General features: G+C 59.2%; 17 protein-coding genes and 1 other annotated feature. Of the genes, 14 read left to right on the forward strand and 3 right to left on the reverse strand.

All coding sequences use genetic code 11. From position 1 onward, the window contains the following. Window positions 1-155: 155 nt before the first annotated feature. Both QMM04_RS15005 and QMM04_RS15010 read right to left on the reverse strand, forming a co-directional pair. Window positions 156-1,514, reverse strand: a complete 1,359-nt coding sequence (locus tag QMM04_RS15005; protein ID WP_058757322.1) for an APC family permease — start codon at window positions 1,512-1,514, stop codon at window positions 156-158. 366 nt (window positions 1,515-1,880) lie between these two features. Next, on the reverse strand, window positions 1,881-3,296 hold the full coding sequence (locus tag QMM04_RS15010) for a glutamine synthetase family protein (RefSeq protein ID WP_021509364.1): 1,416 nt from the start codon (window positions 3,294-3,296) through the stop codon (window positions 1,881-1,883). Between the two features lie 211 nt (window positions 3,297-3,507). Between QMM04_RS15010 and puuD the strand changes: the two genes are divergently transcribed. From puuD to QMM04_RS15025, 3 genes are read left to right on the forward strand one after another with little or no spacing between them, the layout of a single operon-like run. Further along, window positions 3,508-4,272 (forward strand): gamma-glutamyl-gamma-aminobutyrate hydrolase, encoded by a 765-nt coding sequence (gene puuD / locus QMM04_RS15015; RefSeq protein WP_021509363.1) that lies wholly within the window; start codon window positions 3,508-3,510, stop codon window positions 4,270-4,272. After that, the gene (gene puuR, locus QMM04_RS15020; RefSeq protein ID WP_031280073.1) at window positions 4,269-4,826 is read left to right on the forward strand and encodes an HTH-type transcriptional regulator PuuR; all 558 of its coding nucleotides are present in this window, start codon (window positions 4,269-4,271) and stop codon (window positions 4,824-4,826) included. The genes puuD and puuR overlap by 4 nt, the downstream gene beginning before the upstream one ends. Before the next feature lie 21 nt (window positions 4,827-4,847). Beyond that, window positions 4,848-6,128, forward strand: coding sequence for an FAD-binding oxidoreductase (locus QMM04_RS15025; protein ID WP_166719730.1), 1,281 nt, complete (start codon window positions 4,848-4,850; stop codon window positions 6,126-6,128). Between the two features lie 253 nt (window positions 6,129-6,381). Here the strand turns inward: QMM04_RS15025 and QMM04_RS15030 are convergent, their stop codons facing one another. Then, a complete protein-coding gene (locus QMM04_RS15030) occupies window positions 6,382-7,209 on the reverse strand; it encodes an SDR family oxidoreductase (protein WP_058757317.1) in 828 nt (275 codons plus the stop codon). Between the two features lie 180 nt (window positions 7,210-7,389). Here QMM04_RS15030 and hisL point away from each other — a divergent pair, with 180 nt between their 5' ends. From hisL to QMM04_RS15085, 11 genes are all read left to right on the forward strand, one after another. Further along, window positions 7,390-7,437 carry a his operon leader peptide gene (gene hisL, locus QMM04_RS15035; protein WP_100396937.1) on the forward strand — a complete coding sequence of 16 codons (48 nt, stop codon included), beginning with the start codon at window positions 7,390-7,392 and terminating at the stop codon, window positions 7,435-7,437. Beyond that, window positions 7,413-7,534: a sequence feature (His leader region), on the forward strand. It overlaps the preceding gene by 25 nt. Before the next feature lie 54 nt (window positions 7,535-7,588). Next, entirely contained in the window at window positions 7,589-8,488 is a 900-nt protein-coding gene (gene hisG / locus QMM04_RS15040; protein ID WP_031280070.1) for an ATP phosphoribosyltransferase, read from the forward strand. 3 nt (window positions 8,489-8,491) lie between these two features. Further along, window positions 8,492-9,799 carry a histidinol dehydrogenase gene (gene hisD, locus QMM04_RS15045; protein ID WP_282996450.1) on the forward strand — a complete coding sequence of 436 codons (1,308 nt, stop codon included), beginning with the start codon at window positions 8,492-8,494 and terminating at the stop codon, window positions 9,797-9,799. Continuing rightward, window positions 9,796-10,872 (forward strand): histidinol-phosphate transaminase, encoded by a 1,077-nt coding sequence (hisC, locus tag QMM04_RS15050; RefSeq protein ID WP_282996451.1) that lies wholly within the window; start codon window positions 9,796-9,798, stop codon window positions 10,870-10,872. The genes hisD and hisC overlap by 4 nt, the downstream gene beginning before the upstream one ends. Beyond that, complete coding sequence (gene hisB, locus QMM04_RS15055; RefSeq protein WP_282996452.1) at window positions 10,869-11,936, forward strand: bifunctional histidinol-phosphatase/imidazoleglycerol-phosphate dehydratase HisB; 1,068 nt, start codon at window positions 10,869-10,871, stop codon at window positions 11,934-11,936. Before hisC ends, hisB begins: the two co-directional genes overlap by 4 nt. Then, window positions 11,936-12,526: an imidazole glycerol phosphate synthase subunit HisH gene (gene hisH, locus QMM04_RS15060; RefSeq protein WP_021509353.1), complete on the forward strand. Its 591-nt coding sequence runs from the start codon at window positions 11,936-11,938 to the stop codon at window positions 12,524-12,526. The genes hisB and hisH overlap by 1 nt, the downstream gene beginning before the upstream one ends. Then, entirely contained in the window at window positions 12,526-13,263 is a 738-nt protein-coding gene (gene hisA / locus QMM04_RS15065) for a 1-(5-phosphoribosyl)-5-[(5-phosphoribosylamino)methylideneamino]imidazole-4-carboxamide isomerase (RefSeq protein WP_058771091.1), read from the forward strand. The genes hisH and hisA overlap by 1 nt, the downstream gene beginning before the upstream one ends. After that, window positions 13,245-14,021 (forward strand): imidazole glycerol phosphate synthase subunit HisF, encoded by a 777-nt coding sequence (gene hisF / locus QMM04_RS15070; protein WP_021509351.1) that lies wholly within the window; start codon window positions 13,245-13,247, stop codon window positions 14,019-14,021. The genes hisA and hisF overlap by 19 nt, the downstream gene beginning before the upstream one ends. Then, window positions 14,015-14,626, forward strand: coding sequence for a bifunctional phosphoribosyl-AMP cyclohydrolase/phosphoribosyl-ATP diphosphatase HisIE (gene hisIE / locus QMM04_RS15075; protein WP_021509350.1), 612 nt, complete (start codon window positions 14,015-14,017; stop codon window positions 14,624-14,626). Before hisF ends, hisIE begins: the two co-directional genes overlap by 7 nt. Before the next feature lie 105 nt (window positions 14,627-14,731). Next, window positions 14,732-15,208, forward strand: a complete 477-nt coding sequence (locus tag QMM04_RS15080; RefSeq protein ID WP_072209928.1) for a YbaK/prolyl-tRNA synthetase associated domain-containing protein — start codon at window positions 14,732-14,734, stop codon at window positions 15,206-15,208. A 66-nt stretch (window positions 15,209-15,274) separates the two neighbouring features. Then, window positions 15,275-15,605 (forward strand): transporter substrate-binding domain-containing protein (locus tag QMM04_RS15085; RefSeq protein WP_282996453.1); only part of this gene is annotated, 331 nt, incomplete at its 3' end.

The following is a 15,605-nucleotide window of genomic DNA, read 5'->3' on the forward strand; positions in this document are numbered from 1 at the left end:
GGCTGATACCTGACACACGCTCGGGCGGTTCCCTCTCCCACGGGGAGAGGGAGAGGTATAGTGCGTTCTGGTACAGCTACTGGGCTGATACCTGACACACGCTCGGGCGGTTCCCTCTCCCGCGGGCGGGAGAGGGTTAGGGTGAGGGAAAAGCCTTACACCTCTTCGCTAAACTGCGGTACCGGATTGCGGAACGTGCGGGTCACAAACGCCAGGTAAACAATACCAATCGCCGCCCACACCAGGCCGAGCACCATTGAGGTCTCTTCCAGGTTGATCCACAGCGCACCCACCGTCAGCGCACCCATGATGGGCAGCACCAGATAGTTGAGGTGGTCTTTCAGCGTCTTGTTACGCTTCTCACGAATCCAGAACTGGGCAATCACCGACAGGTTCACAAAGGTGAACGCCACCAGCGCACCGAAGTTAATCAGCGCCGTTGCGGTGACCAGGTCGAAGTTGATCGCCAGCAGCGCTACCGCACCAACCAGCAGCACGTTCAGCGACGGCGTGCGGAATTTCGGATGCACGAAGCCAAAGAAACGCTGCGGGAATACACCGTCACGGCCCATCACGTACATCAGACGCGAAACGCCGGCGTGTGCCGCCATGCCGCTGGCCAGCACCGTCACCACCGAGAAAATCAGAATGCCGATCTGCAGCGCTTTACCCGCCACGAACAGCATGATTTCCGGCTGTGAAGAGTCCGGATTCTGGAAACGCGAGATATCCGGGAAATACAGCTGCAGGAAGTACGAGACGCCAATAAAGATCACCCCACCAATCAGCGCGGTCAGGAAAATCGCGCGTGGAATGGTGCGCTCGGCATCTTTGGTCTCTTCCGACAGCGAGCTGATACCGTCAAAGCCAAGGAACGAGAAGCACAGAATGGTTGCACCGGTAATCATCGGTACCACCTGCGCATTTTCCGACCAGAACGGCTTAGTGCTGGTCAGCGTACCGGCGCCAATACCGTGTGCCACACCATACACCACCATACCGGTGATCACTGCCATCACCACTACCTGCAGCACCACAATGACGCTGTTGAAGTTGGCCACGGTTTTGATCCCACGCAGGTTGGAGATGGTCATAAACGCCACCAGCAGCACCACGAAAATCCACGACGGAATGCCCGGCACCAGCGACTCAAAGTAGCTTTTCGCCAGCAGGATGTTGATCATCGGCATGAACAGATAGTCCAGCAGTGATGACCAGCCCACCATAAAGCCGACGTGCGGACTGATAGCCTTCTGAGCATAGGTGTAAGCGGAGCCCGCAGATGGGAAGCGGCGTACCAGCTTGCCGTAGCTCACGGCAGTAAACAGTATCGCGATCAGCGCGAAAGCATAAGCGGTGGCGACGTGACCGTCGGTGAGGCCTGACACGATGCCGAAGGTATCAAACAGGGTCATTGGCTGCATATACGCCAGGCCCATCATGACGACCGGGATCAGAGTCAGAGATTTTTTCAGATGTGCACGCTGTGGTGCGGCAGAGGTATTAAGCGACATTGTTCAGGCCCCCTACAGCAACAACTGAGTTCAGTTGTACCACAGGGATACTGCGCAATGTGCTGCAGTGAGAAGTGATATTAGTGTTTGCGATTGTCGCCGCGCCATAATCATCACGGAAGCGAGAACCAGCCTGCGCTGGTGCAATTGTAAACAGTCCCATCTTTGTTCCTCAAATCTCACGCACAAGCGTGTTTCAGTGTCTATCTATCCGGATGCGTGTCCGGCCTCGTTCATGTAGTGAAAGCACCATGCAAAAAAATAACCGACGTAATAAGCGTCGGTTATGTTTTGTCTTTTGCAGGGCGCGTATTTTGCCCCAACTTAGGCCATCGACACAAGATGTTGGATCAATTCTTCTGTCGGTCAGGCGTTCTTTAACATCCAGTCAATTTCCGTGGCGGTGATCAGCCGTTCAAACTCGCGCAGCTCATACTGTTTGCAGCTGTGCCACACGCCGCTGAAACGCTCGCCGAGCAGCTTTTGCAGCGGATAGCTGTTTTCAAACTCATACAGCGCATCGCTCTGGCGAATCGGCAGTTCCAGCCCTTCCGCCTCGTGGCCATTGCCCTTCACCGGATGCGGTAAGGGTAGCTGATTATCCAGACCGTGCAAGATACCGGCAATAATTGCTGACACCACCAGATACGGATTGGCATCGGCACCCGCCACACGGTACTCGACGCGATGGTTTTCTACATCGCCGCAGGGAATGCGCAGCGCCACCGTGCGGTTATTGTGTCCCCATGACGCCTGCAGCGGCACAAACGCCTCCGGCAGGAAGCGGCGAAACGCATTGACGTTGGGCGCCAGCAGTGCCATTGATGCCGGCATCAGATCGATCATGCCAGCCAGCGCCCGCTTCAGCAGCGGCGAATCGCTGCCATCATCCAGCGCAAAGGCGTTGTGGTCGGCGGCATCCAGCATACTGATGTGTACGTGCATGCCGCTGCCCGCATACTCCTCATACGGCTTGGCCATAAACGTGGCGGTCATGCCGTGATTTTCTGCCACCTGACGCACCAGCCGCTTCAGCAGAATGGCGTCGTCACAGGCTTTGAGGATATCGCGCGTATGGTGCAGGTTGATTTCGAACTGGCCCGGCGAGGCTTCCGCCAGCGCGCCGTCGGCGGGGATATTCTGCAGTTTCGCCAGCGCGTCGATATCGCGCAGTACATCGGCGAAATGGTCGAGATTATCCAGCGAATACACCTGACTCTGCATGTTGCGCTCTTCGCTACCCGGCGCACACGGCGGCTGAATATAGCCTTCGGCATCGCGCTTTTTGTCCACCAGATAGAACTCCAGCTCTACCGCTACCACCGGAAACAGACCGCGATTGCGCAGCTGTTGCCACAGCCGGTTCAGCACGTTTCGGGGTTCAACGTCAAAGGGAGTGCCATCTTGGTCGCACATGGTCAGCAGCAGCTGGGCGATGCGTTGCGGGTCAGAGGCGGAAGGAATTAAGGTCCCGGGGACCGGTATGCAGAGGTTATCAGGTTCGCCGAGCGCCTGTCCGAGGCCGGCTTCCTCGACGGTGTTGCCGAGAATGTCCATGGCGAAAACCGAGGCCGGAAAGTAACACCCTTTTTCCAGCTTAGCTAACGCGGAGACGGGAATGCGTTTACCGCGAAATACCCCGTTGAGATCGTTTAACAGAATATCGACATACTGCGTTTCCGGATGGCGTTCCAGCCAGGTTTTCACCTCCAGCTGGAACGCGCTGGTTCGTTTTTCTTCACTGTGTCGCGTGAAGTCTTCTACTTCCACGAGGTTCGTCATCTTCCCACCCGCCCTATACCGTTTAAGATGGTTTGCACATGCTCAAAATAACAGCCACACCTCTAACATAGCTCTAACGCAAATGGTGTGCAAATGTAACAATTCTGTTTGAAGAACAACCAGACGGTTGCTAGATTGACAATATATTGCACACTTTTTCTACTTAGTGCGCAAAACCGGCGAAAATATTGAACAGCAGCGTGGTGACGTAATGGGCATTATTTTTGACAAGCCTTTGATTGGCGTAGTGATGTGCCAGAACCCCATCGGCAACCACGTTGGGCAGACCGTGCATAACAAATACCTCGACGCCGTGGTGCTGGCCGGTGGCGTGCCGCTGCCTTTACCGCATCAGCTGATGCACGCGCCGCAGCTATTAGAAAACAGTATGACGCTGCTGGACGGCATTTTGCTCACCGGCAGTCCAAGCAATATTGAACCCTGGCATTACGGTGAAGAAGGTCATGAAGCGCATGCCGATCCGTCGCGTGACCGCTTGTCCTTTGCGCTTATCACCCACGCCAGCGGGAAAAAGATGCCAATGCTGGGCATCTGCCGCGGTTTGCAGGAGCTGGTGGTTGCCAACGGCGGCGCGCTGCATCGCCAGCTGCATCAGACGCACCTGTTTCAGGAGCACCGCGAAGATGACAGCCAGCCGCTGGAGCAACAGTACGCGCCGGCGCATCTGGTGCAGCCCGAACCCGATGGCCTGCTGAGCCAGCTGCTGGGCAGCGCTGCTGCGTTCGCGGTCAATTCGCTGCACGGCCAGGGCATCCGCGAGCCTGGCCCGCAGTTACGCATTGAAGCCCGCGCACCGGATGGCCTGATCGAAGCCGTCAGCCTGCGCCAGCATCCGTTTGCGCTGGCGGTGCAATGGCATCCGGAGTGGCAATCCGATCGCGATCCGGTCTCGCGCCGTTTATTCGAGGCCTTTATCCACGCCGCAGCACGTTATCACAAGGAAAAGCAGCCATGAATGATGCCACTCTGGCGCCCGGACGACGCTTATCGCAAATCCGGCAGGAGTTGGGATTGTCTCAGCGTCGCGTCGCTGAGTTGTCAGGTTTAACACACAGCGCTATCAGCACCATTGAGCAGGATAAAGTCAGCCCGGCAGTCAGCACGTTACAAAAGCTACTCAAAGTGTATGGGCTGTCGCTGTCAGAGTTTTTCTCGGAGCCGAAAGTGAATGCCACGCCGCGCATCATCGTGCGCCCGGATGATTGCGTTGAAATCGGCAGCCTCGGTGTTTCTTTACAGCTGATTGATAACGGTGCGGCGAAGCGTGCGCTGGCAATGCTGCTGGAGCGCTACGAGCCGGGGGCCAGTACCGGTGAAAAGCTGCGCCATCCCGGGGAAGAGACCGGCACGGTGCTGGAGGGAGAAATCACCCTGGTGGTGAACGGTCAGAGTTATCACCTTAACCGCGGCGAAAGCTACGTGATTGATACCGGTTTGCCGCACAGTTTTACCAATACGTCAGATCAGCCGTGTCGCATTGTCAGCGCGCATACGCCCGCCAATTTCTGAGTTCACGCGCTACAGGAGGTTATGATGCACCACGTGCAAAGTTATTACGCCGCGACCGCCAACGCGCACGCGCCGTGGCCGCAGCTGCAGGAGAGCATTCAGTGTGACGTCTGCATCATCGGCGGCGGGTTTACCGGACTCTCTTCCGCGCTGTTTCTTACCGAAGCCGGTTACGATGTGGTGGTGCTGGAAGCGGCCCGCATCGGCTTCGGCGCCAGCGGCCGCAACGGCGGCCAGGTGGTGAATTCTTACAGTCGCGATGTCGATGTGATTGAGCAGCGCTACGGCAAACAGACTGCGCAGATGCTGGGCAGCATGATGTTCGAAGGGGCGGAGATTATCCGCGACCGCATCGATCGTTACGCCATCGCCTGCGACTATCGTCCCGGCGGCATTTTCGCAGCCCTCAATCAGCGCCAGATGGGGCATCTGCGCAGCCAGCAGGCCAGCTGGGCGCGTTACGGCAACAGCGATCTGGAGCTGCTGGACGAGCGCGGTATCCGCCGTGAAGTGGCCACCGACCGTTACGTCGGCGGCCTGCTGGACCGGCGCGGCGGCCATCTGCACCCGCTCAATCTGGCGTTGGGTGAAGCCGAAGCGATTCGCCGGCACGGCGGCCGTATATATGAGCAGTCTGCGGCGCTGGCAGTGACCTACGGCGCACCCAACCGGGTTAAAACCGCACAGGGCGAGGTCAGCGCTACGTTTGTGATTTTTGCCGGCAACGCCTATCTGCCGTCTCAGCTGGAACCGCGACTGGGACGCAAAAGCATGCCGTGTGGCTCGCAGATCGTCACCACCGAGCCGCTGAGCCGCGATCAGGCGCTGGGACTGATGCCAAATAACCACTGCGTGGAAGATTGTAATTACCTGCTGGATTATTTTCGCCTGACCGCCGACAACCGCCTGCTGTACGGCGGCGGCGTGGTGTACGGCGCGCGCGAGCCGGAAGACATTGAAGCGCTGATCCGTCCCAAGCTGCTGCGCACCTTTCCACAGTTGCGCGACGTGAAGATTAGCCATCGCTGGAGCGGTAACTTCCTGCTCACGCTGTCGCGCATGCCGCAGTTTGGTCAGCTGGAGAAGAATGTGTTCTTTATGCAGGGCGATAGCGGACACGGTGTGACCTGCACGCACCTCTCCGGCAAGCTGATTGCCGAAGTGCTGCGCGGCCATGCAGAGCGATTTGATGCGTTTGCGAAGCTGCCGCACCTGCCGTTTCCCGGCGGAAGACGCTTTAAGGTGCCACTGACGGCGATGGGCGCGGCCTGGTATGCGTTAAGGGATCGGCTGGGGGTTTAGGTGGGTGCGGTTTGCTGCCCTCACCCCGGCCCTCTCCCACGGGGAGAGGGAGAATGATGGTGCGTTCATCTGCATAGAGAGGGAGAATGACAGTGCGTTCATCTGTATGGAGAAGGAGAATGGCCGTGAGATCATCTGTCTGAGGTTAATGCTGCCGTTTGTCAAAGTGACGAAACCAGCGAAATAAACGCTCGGGCGGTTCCCTCTCCCGCGGGCGGGAGAGGGTTAGGGTGAGGGCAACCCCGCACCGCCCCTACTCCAGCGGCATCTTCATCGGGTCATCGTAGCTGTACTCAAACCCCAGCTCGTGACAAATCTTCGAACCGTCAATCACCTTGCCGCTGGCGCGCACTGGCTCGGCAACAAACGTCGGTGGCACCAGGCCTAACTGCTTCGACACGCTCGGGTAAAAGCTGTCGCGTGACGGATGTTTCGGGGCGCACAGGTTGTAAACGTGCCCGCCTTTTGGCGTTTGCAGCAGCAGCACAATCGCGTCGACCACATCATCAAGATGCACCAGATTCACCGCGTGCGCTCCGTTTTCCAGGTTGGTTTTACCGGCGAGGAAACGCCCCGGATGACGATTCGGGCCGACCAGTCCGGCGAGACGCACAATATCCACGCTGGTGCCCGGCAGGTCATGCAGCCAGTTTTCCAGCTCCACCAGCGTTTTGCCCGCTACCGTCTCCGGCTGCAGCGCACTGCTCTCTTTTCTCACGCCGTCGCCGCTGCCGTACACCGAGGTAGAGCTGGTAAAGATGATGCGCGGCACTTTATTCGCCAGCGCGGTATCAACCACATTCTGCACCGCCTGCATGTAATCTTCGCCGCCCTGCACGGTGCGGCTGGCGGGCAGCGTCACCACCAGCGCATCCACCGCCATCAGCGCGGCCAAATCGTCTGCTTCACACTCCAGCTCCGGTGACAGCACCAGCTGAAACGCATCAATCCCACAGCGGCGCGCCGCATCGACGCCGTCCGGTGAGGTTTTGCTGCCGGTCACCTGCCAGCCGCGCGCTGACAGCGCCATCGCCAGCGGCATTCCCAGCCATCCCAGACCTACAATCGCCACCTTTTTCATATCGACTCCTGCTCTCCCGCGCTAAGACACCCCATCTTAGTGCCAGCGCGTCAGCCAGACCAGCGCAAACTGTTGCCGAAGGTTGCGAAAACTGACGTTAAAAAAGGGTTGCCAAGCGCCGCCATCTTCGTTAGGTTAATCAGCACGCAAATGAATACTCATTCAGCAACGGAATTTACTATGACACGCGTTCAGTTCAACCACCATCATCACCATCATCCTGACTAGTCTTTCAGGCGATGTGTGCTGGGAGACGATTAGGATCTTCCAGTGGTGCGAACGCAAAGAGAGCCCCCGGAAGATCATCTTCCGGGGGTTTTTTTATGGGCGAACGCAACCCGATACGCTTCAGACAGGATTGAATAAGAGGACAGGAACCATGTTAGATAACACCCGTTTACGCATAGCTATGCAGAAATCTGGCCGTTTGAGTGATGAATCACGCGAACTGCTGGCACGCTGCGGTATTAAAATTAACCTTCAGCAGCAGCGTCTGATTGCGTTTGCGGAGAACATGCCAATCGACATCCTGCGCGTGCGCGATGACGATATCCCTGGTCTGGTGATGGATGGCGTGGTCGACCTCGGTATCGTTGGTGAAAACGTGCTGGAAGAGGAGCTGCTGACGCGCCGCGCGCAGGGCGAAGACCCGCGCTACTTTACGCTGCGCCGCCTCGATTTCGGCGGTTGCCGCCTGTCACTGGCAATGCCAGTGGATGCCGAGTACACCGGTCCGCAATGCCTGAATAATGCCCGTATCGCCACCTCTTACCCGCACCTGCTGAAAAAATACCTCGATAAACAAGGCATCGCGTTTAAATCCTGCCTGCTGAACGGCTCCGTTGAAGTGGCACCGCGCGCCGGTCTGGCCGATGCCATTTGCGACCTGGTGTCCACCGGCGCCACGCTGGAAGCTAACGGCCTGCGTGAAGTCGAGGTGATTTACCGCTCCAAAGCGGTGCTGATTCAGCGCGACGGCGAACTGCCAGCGGCGAAACAGCAGCTGGTGGATACGCTGATGACGCGTATCCAGGGCGTGATTAAAGCGCGTGAATCCAAATACATCATGCTGCACGCGCCGAGCGAGCGGCTGGAAGAAGTTATCGCCCTGCTGCCGGGTGCCGAGCGCCCTACCGTGCTGCCGCTGGCCGGTGAAGTGAGCCGCGTGGCGATGCACATGGTGAGCAGCGAAACGCTGTTCTGGGAAACCATGGAAAAACTAAAGGCGCTGGGCGCCAGTTCGATCCTCGTGCTGCCAATTGAAAAAATGCTGGAGTAACCGATGAGCGCAATCATGCAACCTATCGACTGGCAGGCGTGCAGTGCCGAACAGCAGCAGGCGCTGCTGCAGCGTCCGGCAATCTCGGCATCGGCCAGCATCAGCGCCACCGTGCAGGACGTGCTGGTGCAGGTAAAACAGCAGGGCGACGCGGCACTGCGGGCGTTCAGCGCGCGCTTCGACAAAGCCCAGGTGGAGAATCTGCGCGTGTCCGCCGCTGAGATGCAGGCGGCCGGCGAGCGGCTGAGCGACAGCTTAAAGCAGGCGATGGCAGACGCCATGGCGAATATCGAAACCTTCCACAACGCGCAGATTCTGCCGCCGGTGGACGTGGAAACCCAGCCGGGCGTGCGCTGCCAGCAGATCACCCGTCCGGTGAAATCGGTCGGCCTGTATATTCCTGGCGGCTCGGCGCCGCTGTTCTCTACCGTGCTGATGCTGGCAACGCCGGCGCGCATCGCTGGCTGTGGCCGCGTGGTGCTGTGCTCGCCGCCGCCAATTGCCGATGAAATTCTGTATGCGGCGCAGCTGTGCGGCGTGCAGGAAGTGTTTCAGGTCGGCGGCGCGCAGGCGATTGCCGCCCTCGCCTTCGGCACAGAAAGCGTGCCGAAAGTGGACAAGATTTTTGGCCCGGGCAACGCGTACGTGACCGAAGCGAAACGTCAGGTCAGCCAGCGTCTCGACGGCGCGGCGATCGACATGCCTGCCGGTCCGTCTGAAGTGCTGGTGATTGCCGACGAAGGCGCGACGCCAGCGTTTGTCGCCTCCGATTTGCTGTCGCAGGCCGAACACGGTCCGGATTCTCAGGTGATTCTGCTGACGCCTTCGCGGCAACTGGCCGACGCCGTGGCGCTGGCGGTTGAACAACAGCTGGCGCAGCTGCCGCGTGCCGCTACGGCCCGTCAGGCGCTGGAGAGCAGCCGCCTGATCGTGGCGCAGGATCTGGCGCAGTGCGTGAAAATCTCCAATCAGTACGGCCCGGAGCACCTGATTATTCAGACGCGCCAGCCGCGCGCGCTGGTTGAGGAAATTACCAGCGCCGGTTCGGTGTTCCTCGGCGACTGGTCGCCGGAATCCGCCGGTGATTATGCCTCCGGCACCAATCACGTGCTGCCGACCTACGGCTACACCGCGACCTGCTCCAGCCTTGGGCTGGCCGATTTCCAGAAACGCATGACGGTACAGGAGCTGACGCCACAGGGCTTCCTCAACCTCGCCGCCACCATTGAAACCCTCGCCGCCGCGGAACAGCTGGACGCGCACAAAAATGCCGTGACCCTGCGCGTCGCCGCCCTGAAGGAGCAAGCATGAGCAACAACGTTGAAGATTTAGCCCGCGCCAACGTGCGCGCGCTGACGCCCTATCAGTCTGCTCGTCGCCTCGGTGGCAACGGTGACGTATGGCTGAATGCGAACGAATTTCCGCTGCCGGTGCCGTTTGAACTGTCGCAGCAGACGCTGAACCGCTATCCGGAGTGCCAGCCCAAATTAGTCATTTCGCGCTATGCCGCCTATGCCGGCGTTCAGCCGGAGCAGGTGCTGGTGAGCCGCGGGGCGGATGAAGGGATTGAGCTGCTGATGCGCGCCTTCTGCGAACCGGGCAAAGACGCCATTCTGTTCTGCCCGCCGACCTACGGCATGTACAGCGTCAGCGCCGAAACCATCGGTATTGAGTACCGCACCGTGCCGGCACTGGACAACTGGCAGCTCAACCTGCCCGCCATCGCGGACCAGCTGGACGGCGTGAAAGTGGTGTACATGTGCAGCCCGAACAACCCGACCGGCAATCTGATTGATCAGGATGACATCCGCCAGCTGCTGGCGATGACCGCCGGCAAAGCGCTGGTGGTGGCCGACGAAGCCTATATCGAGTTCTGCCCGCAAGCAACGCTGGCCGGCTGGCTGCAGGAGTTCCCGCACCTGGTGATTCTGCGCACGCTGTCGAAAGCCTTTGCGCTGGCTGGCCTGCGCTGCGGCTTTATGCTGGCCAACAAGCCGGTGATCGATCTGCTGCTGAAGGTGATTGCACCTTACCCGCTGGCGACGCCGGTGGCCGACGTGGCGGCGCAGGCGCTGAGCGAGCAAGGCATCGCGCTGATGCGTCAGCACGCGCAGCAGCTTAACGACAACCGCGCCTGGCTGTGCGAACAACTGCCGCAGCTGAGCGTCGTGCAGCAGGTCTTCCCGAGCGAAACCAACTATATTCTGGCGCGCTTCATCGACTCGCCAAAAGTGTTTAAAACGCTGTGGGATCAGGGCATTATTCTGCGCGACCAAAACAAAAACCCTGGCCTGGCGGGATGTCTGCGCATCTCCATCGGCACCCGTGAAGAGTGCGAGCGCCTGATCGCCGCGCTGCAAGCCTTATCTGTGGAGCAAGCATGAGTCAGAAGATCCTTTTTATCGACCGCGATGGCACCCTCATCTCTGAGCCGCCGACGGATTTTCAGGTGGACCGTATGGAGAAGCTGGCGTTTGAGAAGAACGCCATCCCGGCCCTGCTGGCGCTGCAGGAGGCGGGTTATCAGCTGGTGATGATCACCAACCAGGACGGCCTCGGCACTGAGCGCTTCCCACAGGCCGATTTTGACGGCCCGCACAACCTGATGATGCAGATCCTGCGCTCACAGGGCGTGAACTTCAGCGACATCCTGATCTGCCCGCATCTGCCGGAAGAGAACTGCGACTGCCGTAAGCCAAAGACCAAAATGGTCGAAGCCTGGCTGGCCGACGGCGCGCTGGATACCGCCAACAGCTATGTGATTGGCGACCGTCTGACCGACATCCAGCTGGCGCAGAACATGGGCATTCAGGGCCTGCGCTACGGTGCGGAAGGCAAAGACTGGGACGCGATTCAGGCGCGCCTGACCAAACGCGATCGTCACGCGCTGGTGAACCGCAACACCAAAGAGACGCAGATTAAAGTGGAAGTGTGGCTGGATCGCGAAGGCGGCAGCAAAATTAACACCGGCGTCGGCTTCTTTGATCACATGCTGGATCAGATCGCCGTGCACGGCGGCTTCCGCATGAACATTGAGGTGAAAGGCGACCTGTATATCGACGATCACCACACGGTAGAAGACACCGGCCTGGCGCTGGGCGAAGCACTGCTGAAGGCGCTGGGCGACAAGCGCGGCATCGGCCGCTTCGGCTTCGTGTTGCCGATGGATGAGTGCCTGGCGCGCTGCGCGCTGGATATCTCCGGCCGTCCGCACCTCGAATACAAAGCCGAGTTCAGCTACCAGCGCGTTGGCGACCTGAGCACCGAAATGGTCGAGCACTTCTTCCGCTCGCTGTCGTACGCCATGATGAGCACGCTGCACCTGAAAACCAAAGGCCGCAACGATCATCACCGCGTAGAAAGCCTGTTCAAAGCCTTTGGCCGCACGCTGCGTCAGGCGATTCGCGTTGAGGGCAACACCCTGCCGAGCTCGAAAGGAGTGCTGTAATGAACGTGGTGATTCTTGATACCGGCTGCGCCAACCTCTCTTCAGTTAAGTGGGCGATTGAGCGCCTTGGCTACACGCCCGCGGTGAGCCGCGATCCGGACGTGGTGCTGCGCGCCGACAAACTGTTTCTGCCCGGCGTCGGTACCGCACGGGCGGCGATGGACCAGCTGCAGGAGCGCGATCTGATCGAGCTGGTGAAAGCCTGCACCCAGCCGGTGCTCGGCATCTGTCTCGGCATGCAGCTGCTCGGACGCGGCAGCGATGAGAACGGCGGCGTCAGCACGCTGGGCATCGTTGATGAGCCGGTATCGCTGATGGATACCCAGGGTTTACCGCTGCCACACATGGGCTGGAACCAGATCACCGCGCAGGCCGGCAATCACCTGTTCCGCAACATTCCGGACGGCAGCTACTTCTACTTTGTGCACAGCTACGCCATGCCGGTGAATGCCGCCACCATCGCCCAGTGCGACTATGGCCTGCCGTTCACCGCCGCCCTGCAGAAAGATAACTTCTTCGGCGTGCAGTTCCATCCGGAGCGCTCGGGTAAAGCCGGCGCGCAGCTGCTGAAAAACTTCCTGGAGATGTGATGATTATCCCCGCATTAGATTTGATCGACGGCAAAGTGGTGCGCCTGCATCAGGGCGACTACGGCCAGCAGCGCGATTACGGCAACGATCCCCTGCCGCGCCTGCAGGATTATGAACGCCAGGGCGCGGAAGTGTTACATCTGGTGGATTTGACCGGGGCGAAAGACCCGGCAAAGCGCCAGATCCCGCTGCTAACCACGCTTTTACGCGGCGTCAGCGTGCCGGTGCAGGTTGGCGGCGGTATTCGTCATCGTGACGATGTGGCCGCCCTGCTGGCAGCCGGCGCCACGCGCGTGGTGGTTGGCTCCACCGCAGTGAAGCAGCCGGAAGAAGTGAAAAGCTGGTTCAGCGAATTCGGTGCCGACGCCATTGTGCTGGCGCTTGACGTGCGCATTGACGCCAGCAATCGCAAAGACGTGGCGATCAGCGGCTGGCAGGAAGCGGCAGGCGTGACGCTGGAAGAGGTGATTGGCTGGTATCAGCCGGTGGGCCTGAAACATGTTCTGTGCACTGATATTTCGCGCGACGGCACGCTGAGCGGCTCCAACGTGGCGCTGTATCAGGAAGTGTCCCAGGCGTTTCCGGACATCGCGTTTCAGTCTTCCGGCGGCATCGGTTCACTGGATGATATCGCTGCCCTGCGCGGCAGCGGTGCGCAGGGTGTGATTGTCGGTCGCGCCCTGCTGGAAGATAAATTTACGGTAGCGGAGGCAATTGCATGCTGGCAAAACGGATAATCCCCTGTCTGGACGTGCGTGACGGGCAAGTAGTGAAAGGCGTGCAGTTCCGCAACCACGAAATCATTGGCGACATCGTCCCGCTGGCGCAGCGCTATGCCCAGGAAGGCGCTGATGAACTGGTGTTTTACGATATCACCGCCTCTTCCGACGGCCGCGTGGTGGATAAAAGCTGGGTATCGCGCGTGGCGGAAGTGATCGATATTCCATTCTGCGTCGCCGGGGGCATCAAAACCCCGGAAGATGCGGCGCGCATTCTGCAGTTTGGCGCAGACAAGATCTCTATCAACTCACCCGCGCTGGCCGATCCGACGCTGATTACCCGGCTTGCGGACCGCTTCGGCGTGCAGTGCATCGTGGTCGGCATCGATACCTGGTTTGATGAAGCCAGCGGCAAGTATCACGTCAATCAGTACACCGGCGACGAAGCGCGCACCCGCGTTACCCAGTGGGAAACGCTGGACTGGGTAGAGGAAGTGCAGAAGCTGGGCGCTGGCGAGATCGTACTGAATATGATGAACCAGGACGGCGTGCGTAACGGCTACGACCTGGTGCAGCTGAAGAAGGTGCGTGACGTGTGTAAGGTGCCGCTGATCGCCTCCGGTGGCGCAGGAACCATGGCGCACTTCCTCGAAGCCTTTGAGCAGGCAAACGTCGACGGCGCGCTGGCGGCTTCGGTGTTTCACAAACAAATTATCAATATCGGCGAGTTGAAAAACTTCCTGATCGACAACGGTGTGGAGATTCGCGCGTGTTAACTGCAGAACAACTGGCCAGACTGGACTGGGCCAAAACCGCGGGCATGATGCCCGTCATCGTCCAGCACAACGTCTCCGGCGAAGTGCTGATGCACGGTTATATGAACGAGGACGCGCTGCACAAGACGCTGGCCGACGGCAACGTCACCTTCTTCTCCCGCACCAAAAACCGTTTATGGACCAAAGGCGAAACGTCGGGCCACTTCCTCAAAGTGGTCAGCATCACGCCGGATTGCGATAACGACACGCTGCTGGTGCTGGCCAATCCGATTGGCCCCACCTGCCATCTCGGTACCTCGAGCTGCTTTTCGCCTGCCGCACCGGACTGGACGTTCCTGTATCAGCTGGAGCAACTGCTGGCCTCGCGTAAAAGCGCCGATCCGGCCAGCTCCTATACGGCGAAGCTGTACGCCAGCGGCACCAAGCGCATTGCACAGAAGGTGGGCGAAGAAGGTGTTGAGACCGCACTGGCCGCTACCGTCAATGACCGCCATGAACTGACTAACGAAGCCTCCGACCTGCTGTACCATCTGCTGGTGCTGCTGCAGGATCAGGAACTGGATCTCAGCACCATCATCAACAACCTGCGCGCACGCCATAAGTAACGATTGTGCGCCATGCTGCTCAAAACGGGCTTTCTGGCTCGATTTTGAGCAGCATACTTCGCAAAAGAGTGCGATCAATTGCGCTTCATCAGAATGGAAACCTCCATGACCACGCATGAAAAACTGCTCGCCCTGCTCGATCAGCACAACGCCCGTTACCGACTCATGGAGCATGAAGCGACCGGTAAATGTGAAGCCGTGGCCGCGATTCGTGGCACGGAAGTGGGACAAGGCGCCAAAGCGCTGGTGTGTCACGTCAAGGGCAACGGCATCAAACAGCATGTGCTGGCGGTGCTACCGGCCGACCAGCAGGCCGACCTGAGTAAAGTGGCAGCCGCCGTGGGTGGCCGTCGCGCATCGCTGGCCTCGCCGGCTGAAGTGGATGCGCTGACCGGCTGCGTGTTTGGCGCGATTCCACCGTTTAGCTTTCATGCGGATTTACAGCTGGTGGTGGACCCGCTGCTGTTCGAGCGCTACGACGAAATTGCCTTTAACGCCGGGCTGCTGGAGAAGTCGGTGGTACTGCAGGTGGAGGATTACCGCGCACTGCACAATGGTAACGTGATGAAAATAATACTCTAATTGCCATACACCACGCTGGGCGGTACTCTCGATAACTTATCATCACGACAAAAGAAGACCGCAACTATGGCAAGTTCCCGTTTTACCGCCCGTCTGCGCCAGACGCTGGCACTGGCTGTGCTGGCAGGCTGCGCGTTCGGCGCTCAGGCAAAAATCGATCAGGTGCGATTCGCCGTTGATCCTACTTATCCCCCTTTTGAATCCAAAACGCCGCAGGGCAAGCTGGTCGGGTTTGACATCGACCTCGGCAATGCGCTGTGCGCGCAGATGCAGGCCAAATGCGTGTGGGTCGAGAGCCAGTTTGATGGCATGATCCCGGCGCTGAAGGCGCGTAAGTTTGACGCCATCCTGTCGGATATGGGTATCACCGAAGAGCGTCTGAAGCAGATCGACTTCA

It is taken from the genome of Pantoea sp. Pa-EAmG (assembly GCF_030024295.1).
GTDB classification, from domain to species: domain Bacteria; phylum Pseudomonadota; class Gammaproteobacteria; order Enterobacterales; family Enterobacteriaceae; genus Pantoea; species Pantoea dispersa.

What these genes read in the sequence shown, in the direction of transcription:
- puuD (WP_021509363.1), top strand. Translation starts at nt 3,508, where the DNA reads ATGGGCATTATTTTTGACAAGCCTTTGATTGGCGTAGTGATGTGCCAG.
- QMM04_RS15080 (WP_072209928.1), top strand. Translation starts at nt 14,732, where the DNA reads ATGACCACGCATGAAAAACTGCTCGCCCTGCTCGATCAGCACAACGCC.
- hisD (WP_282996450.1), top strand. Translation starts at nt 8,492, where the DNA reads ATGAGCGCAATCATGCAACCTATCGACTGGCAGGCGTGCAGTGCCGAA.
- QMM04_RS15030 (WP_058757317.1), bottom strand. Translation starts at nt 7,209, where the DNA reads ATGAAAAAGGTGGCGATTGTAGGTCTGGGATGGCTGGGAATGCCGCTG.
- hisG (WP_031280070.1), top strand. Translation starts at nt 7,589, where the DNA reads ATGTTAGATAACACCCGTTTACGCATAGCTATGCAGAAATCTGGCCGT.
- hisB (WP_282996452.1), top strand. Translation starts at nt 10,869, where the DNA reads ATGAGTCAGAAGATCCTTTTTATCGACCGCGATGGCACCCTCATCTCT.
- hisA (WP_058771091.1), top strand. Translation starts at nt 12,526, where the DNA reads ATGATTATCCCCGCATTAGATTTGATCGACGGCAAAGTGGTGCGCCTG.
- puuR (WP_031280073.1), top strand. Translation starts at nt 4,269, where the DNA reads ATGAATGATGCCACTCTGGCGCCCGGACGACGCTTATCGCAAATCCGG.
- hisC (WP_282996451.1), top strand. Translation starts at nt 9,796, where the DNA reads ATGAGCAACAACGTTGAAGATTTAGCCCGCGCCAACGTGCGCGCGCTG.
- QMM04_RS15025 (WP_166719730.1), top strand. Translation starts at nt 4,848, where the DNA reads ATGATGCACCACGTGCAAAGTTATTACGCCGCGACCGCCAACGCGCAC.
- hisF (WP_021509351.1), top strand. Translation starts at nt 13,245, where the DNA reads ATGCTGGCAAAACGGATAATCCCCTGTCTGGACGTGCGTGACGGGCAA.
- hisH (WP_021509353.1), top strand. Translation starts at nt 11,936, where the DNA reads ATGAACGTGGTGATTCTTGATACCGGCTGCGCCAACCTCTCTTCAGTT.
- QMM04_RS15010 (WP_021509364.1), bottom strand. Translation starts at nt 3,296, where the DNA reads ATGACGAACCTCGTGGAAGTAGAAGACTTCACGCGACACAGTGAAGAA.
- QMM04_RS15005 (WP_058757322.1), bottom strand. Translation starts at nt 1,514, where the DNA reads ATGTCGCTTAATACCTCTGCCGCACCACAGCGTGCACATCTGAAAAAA.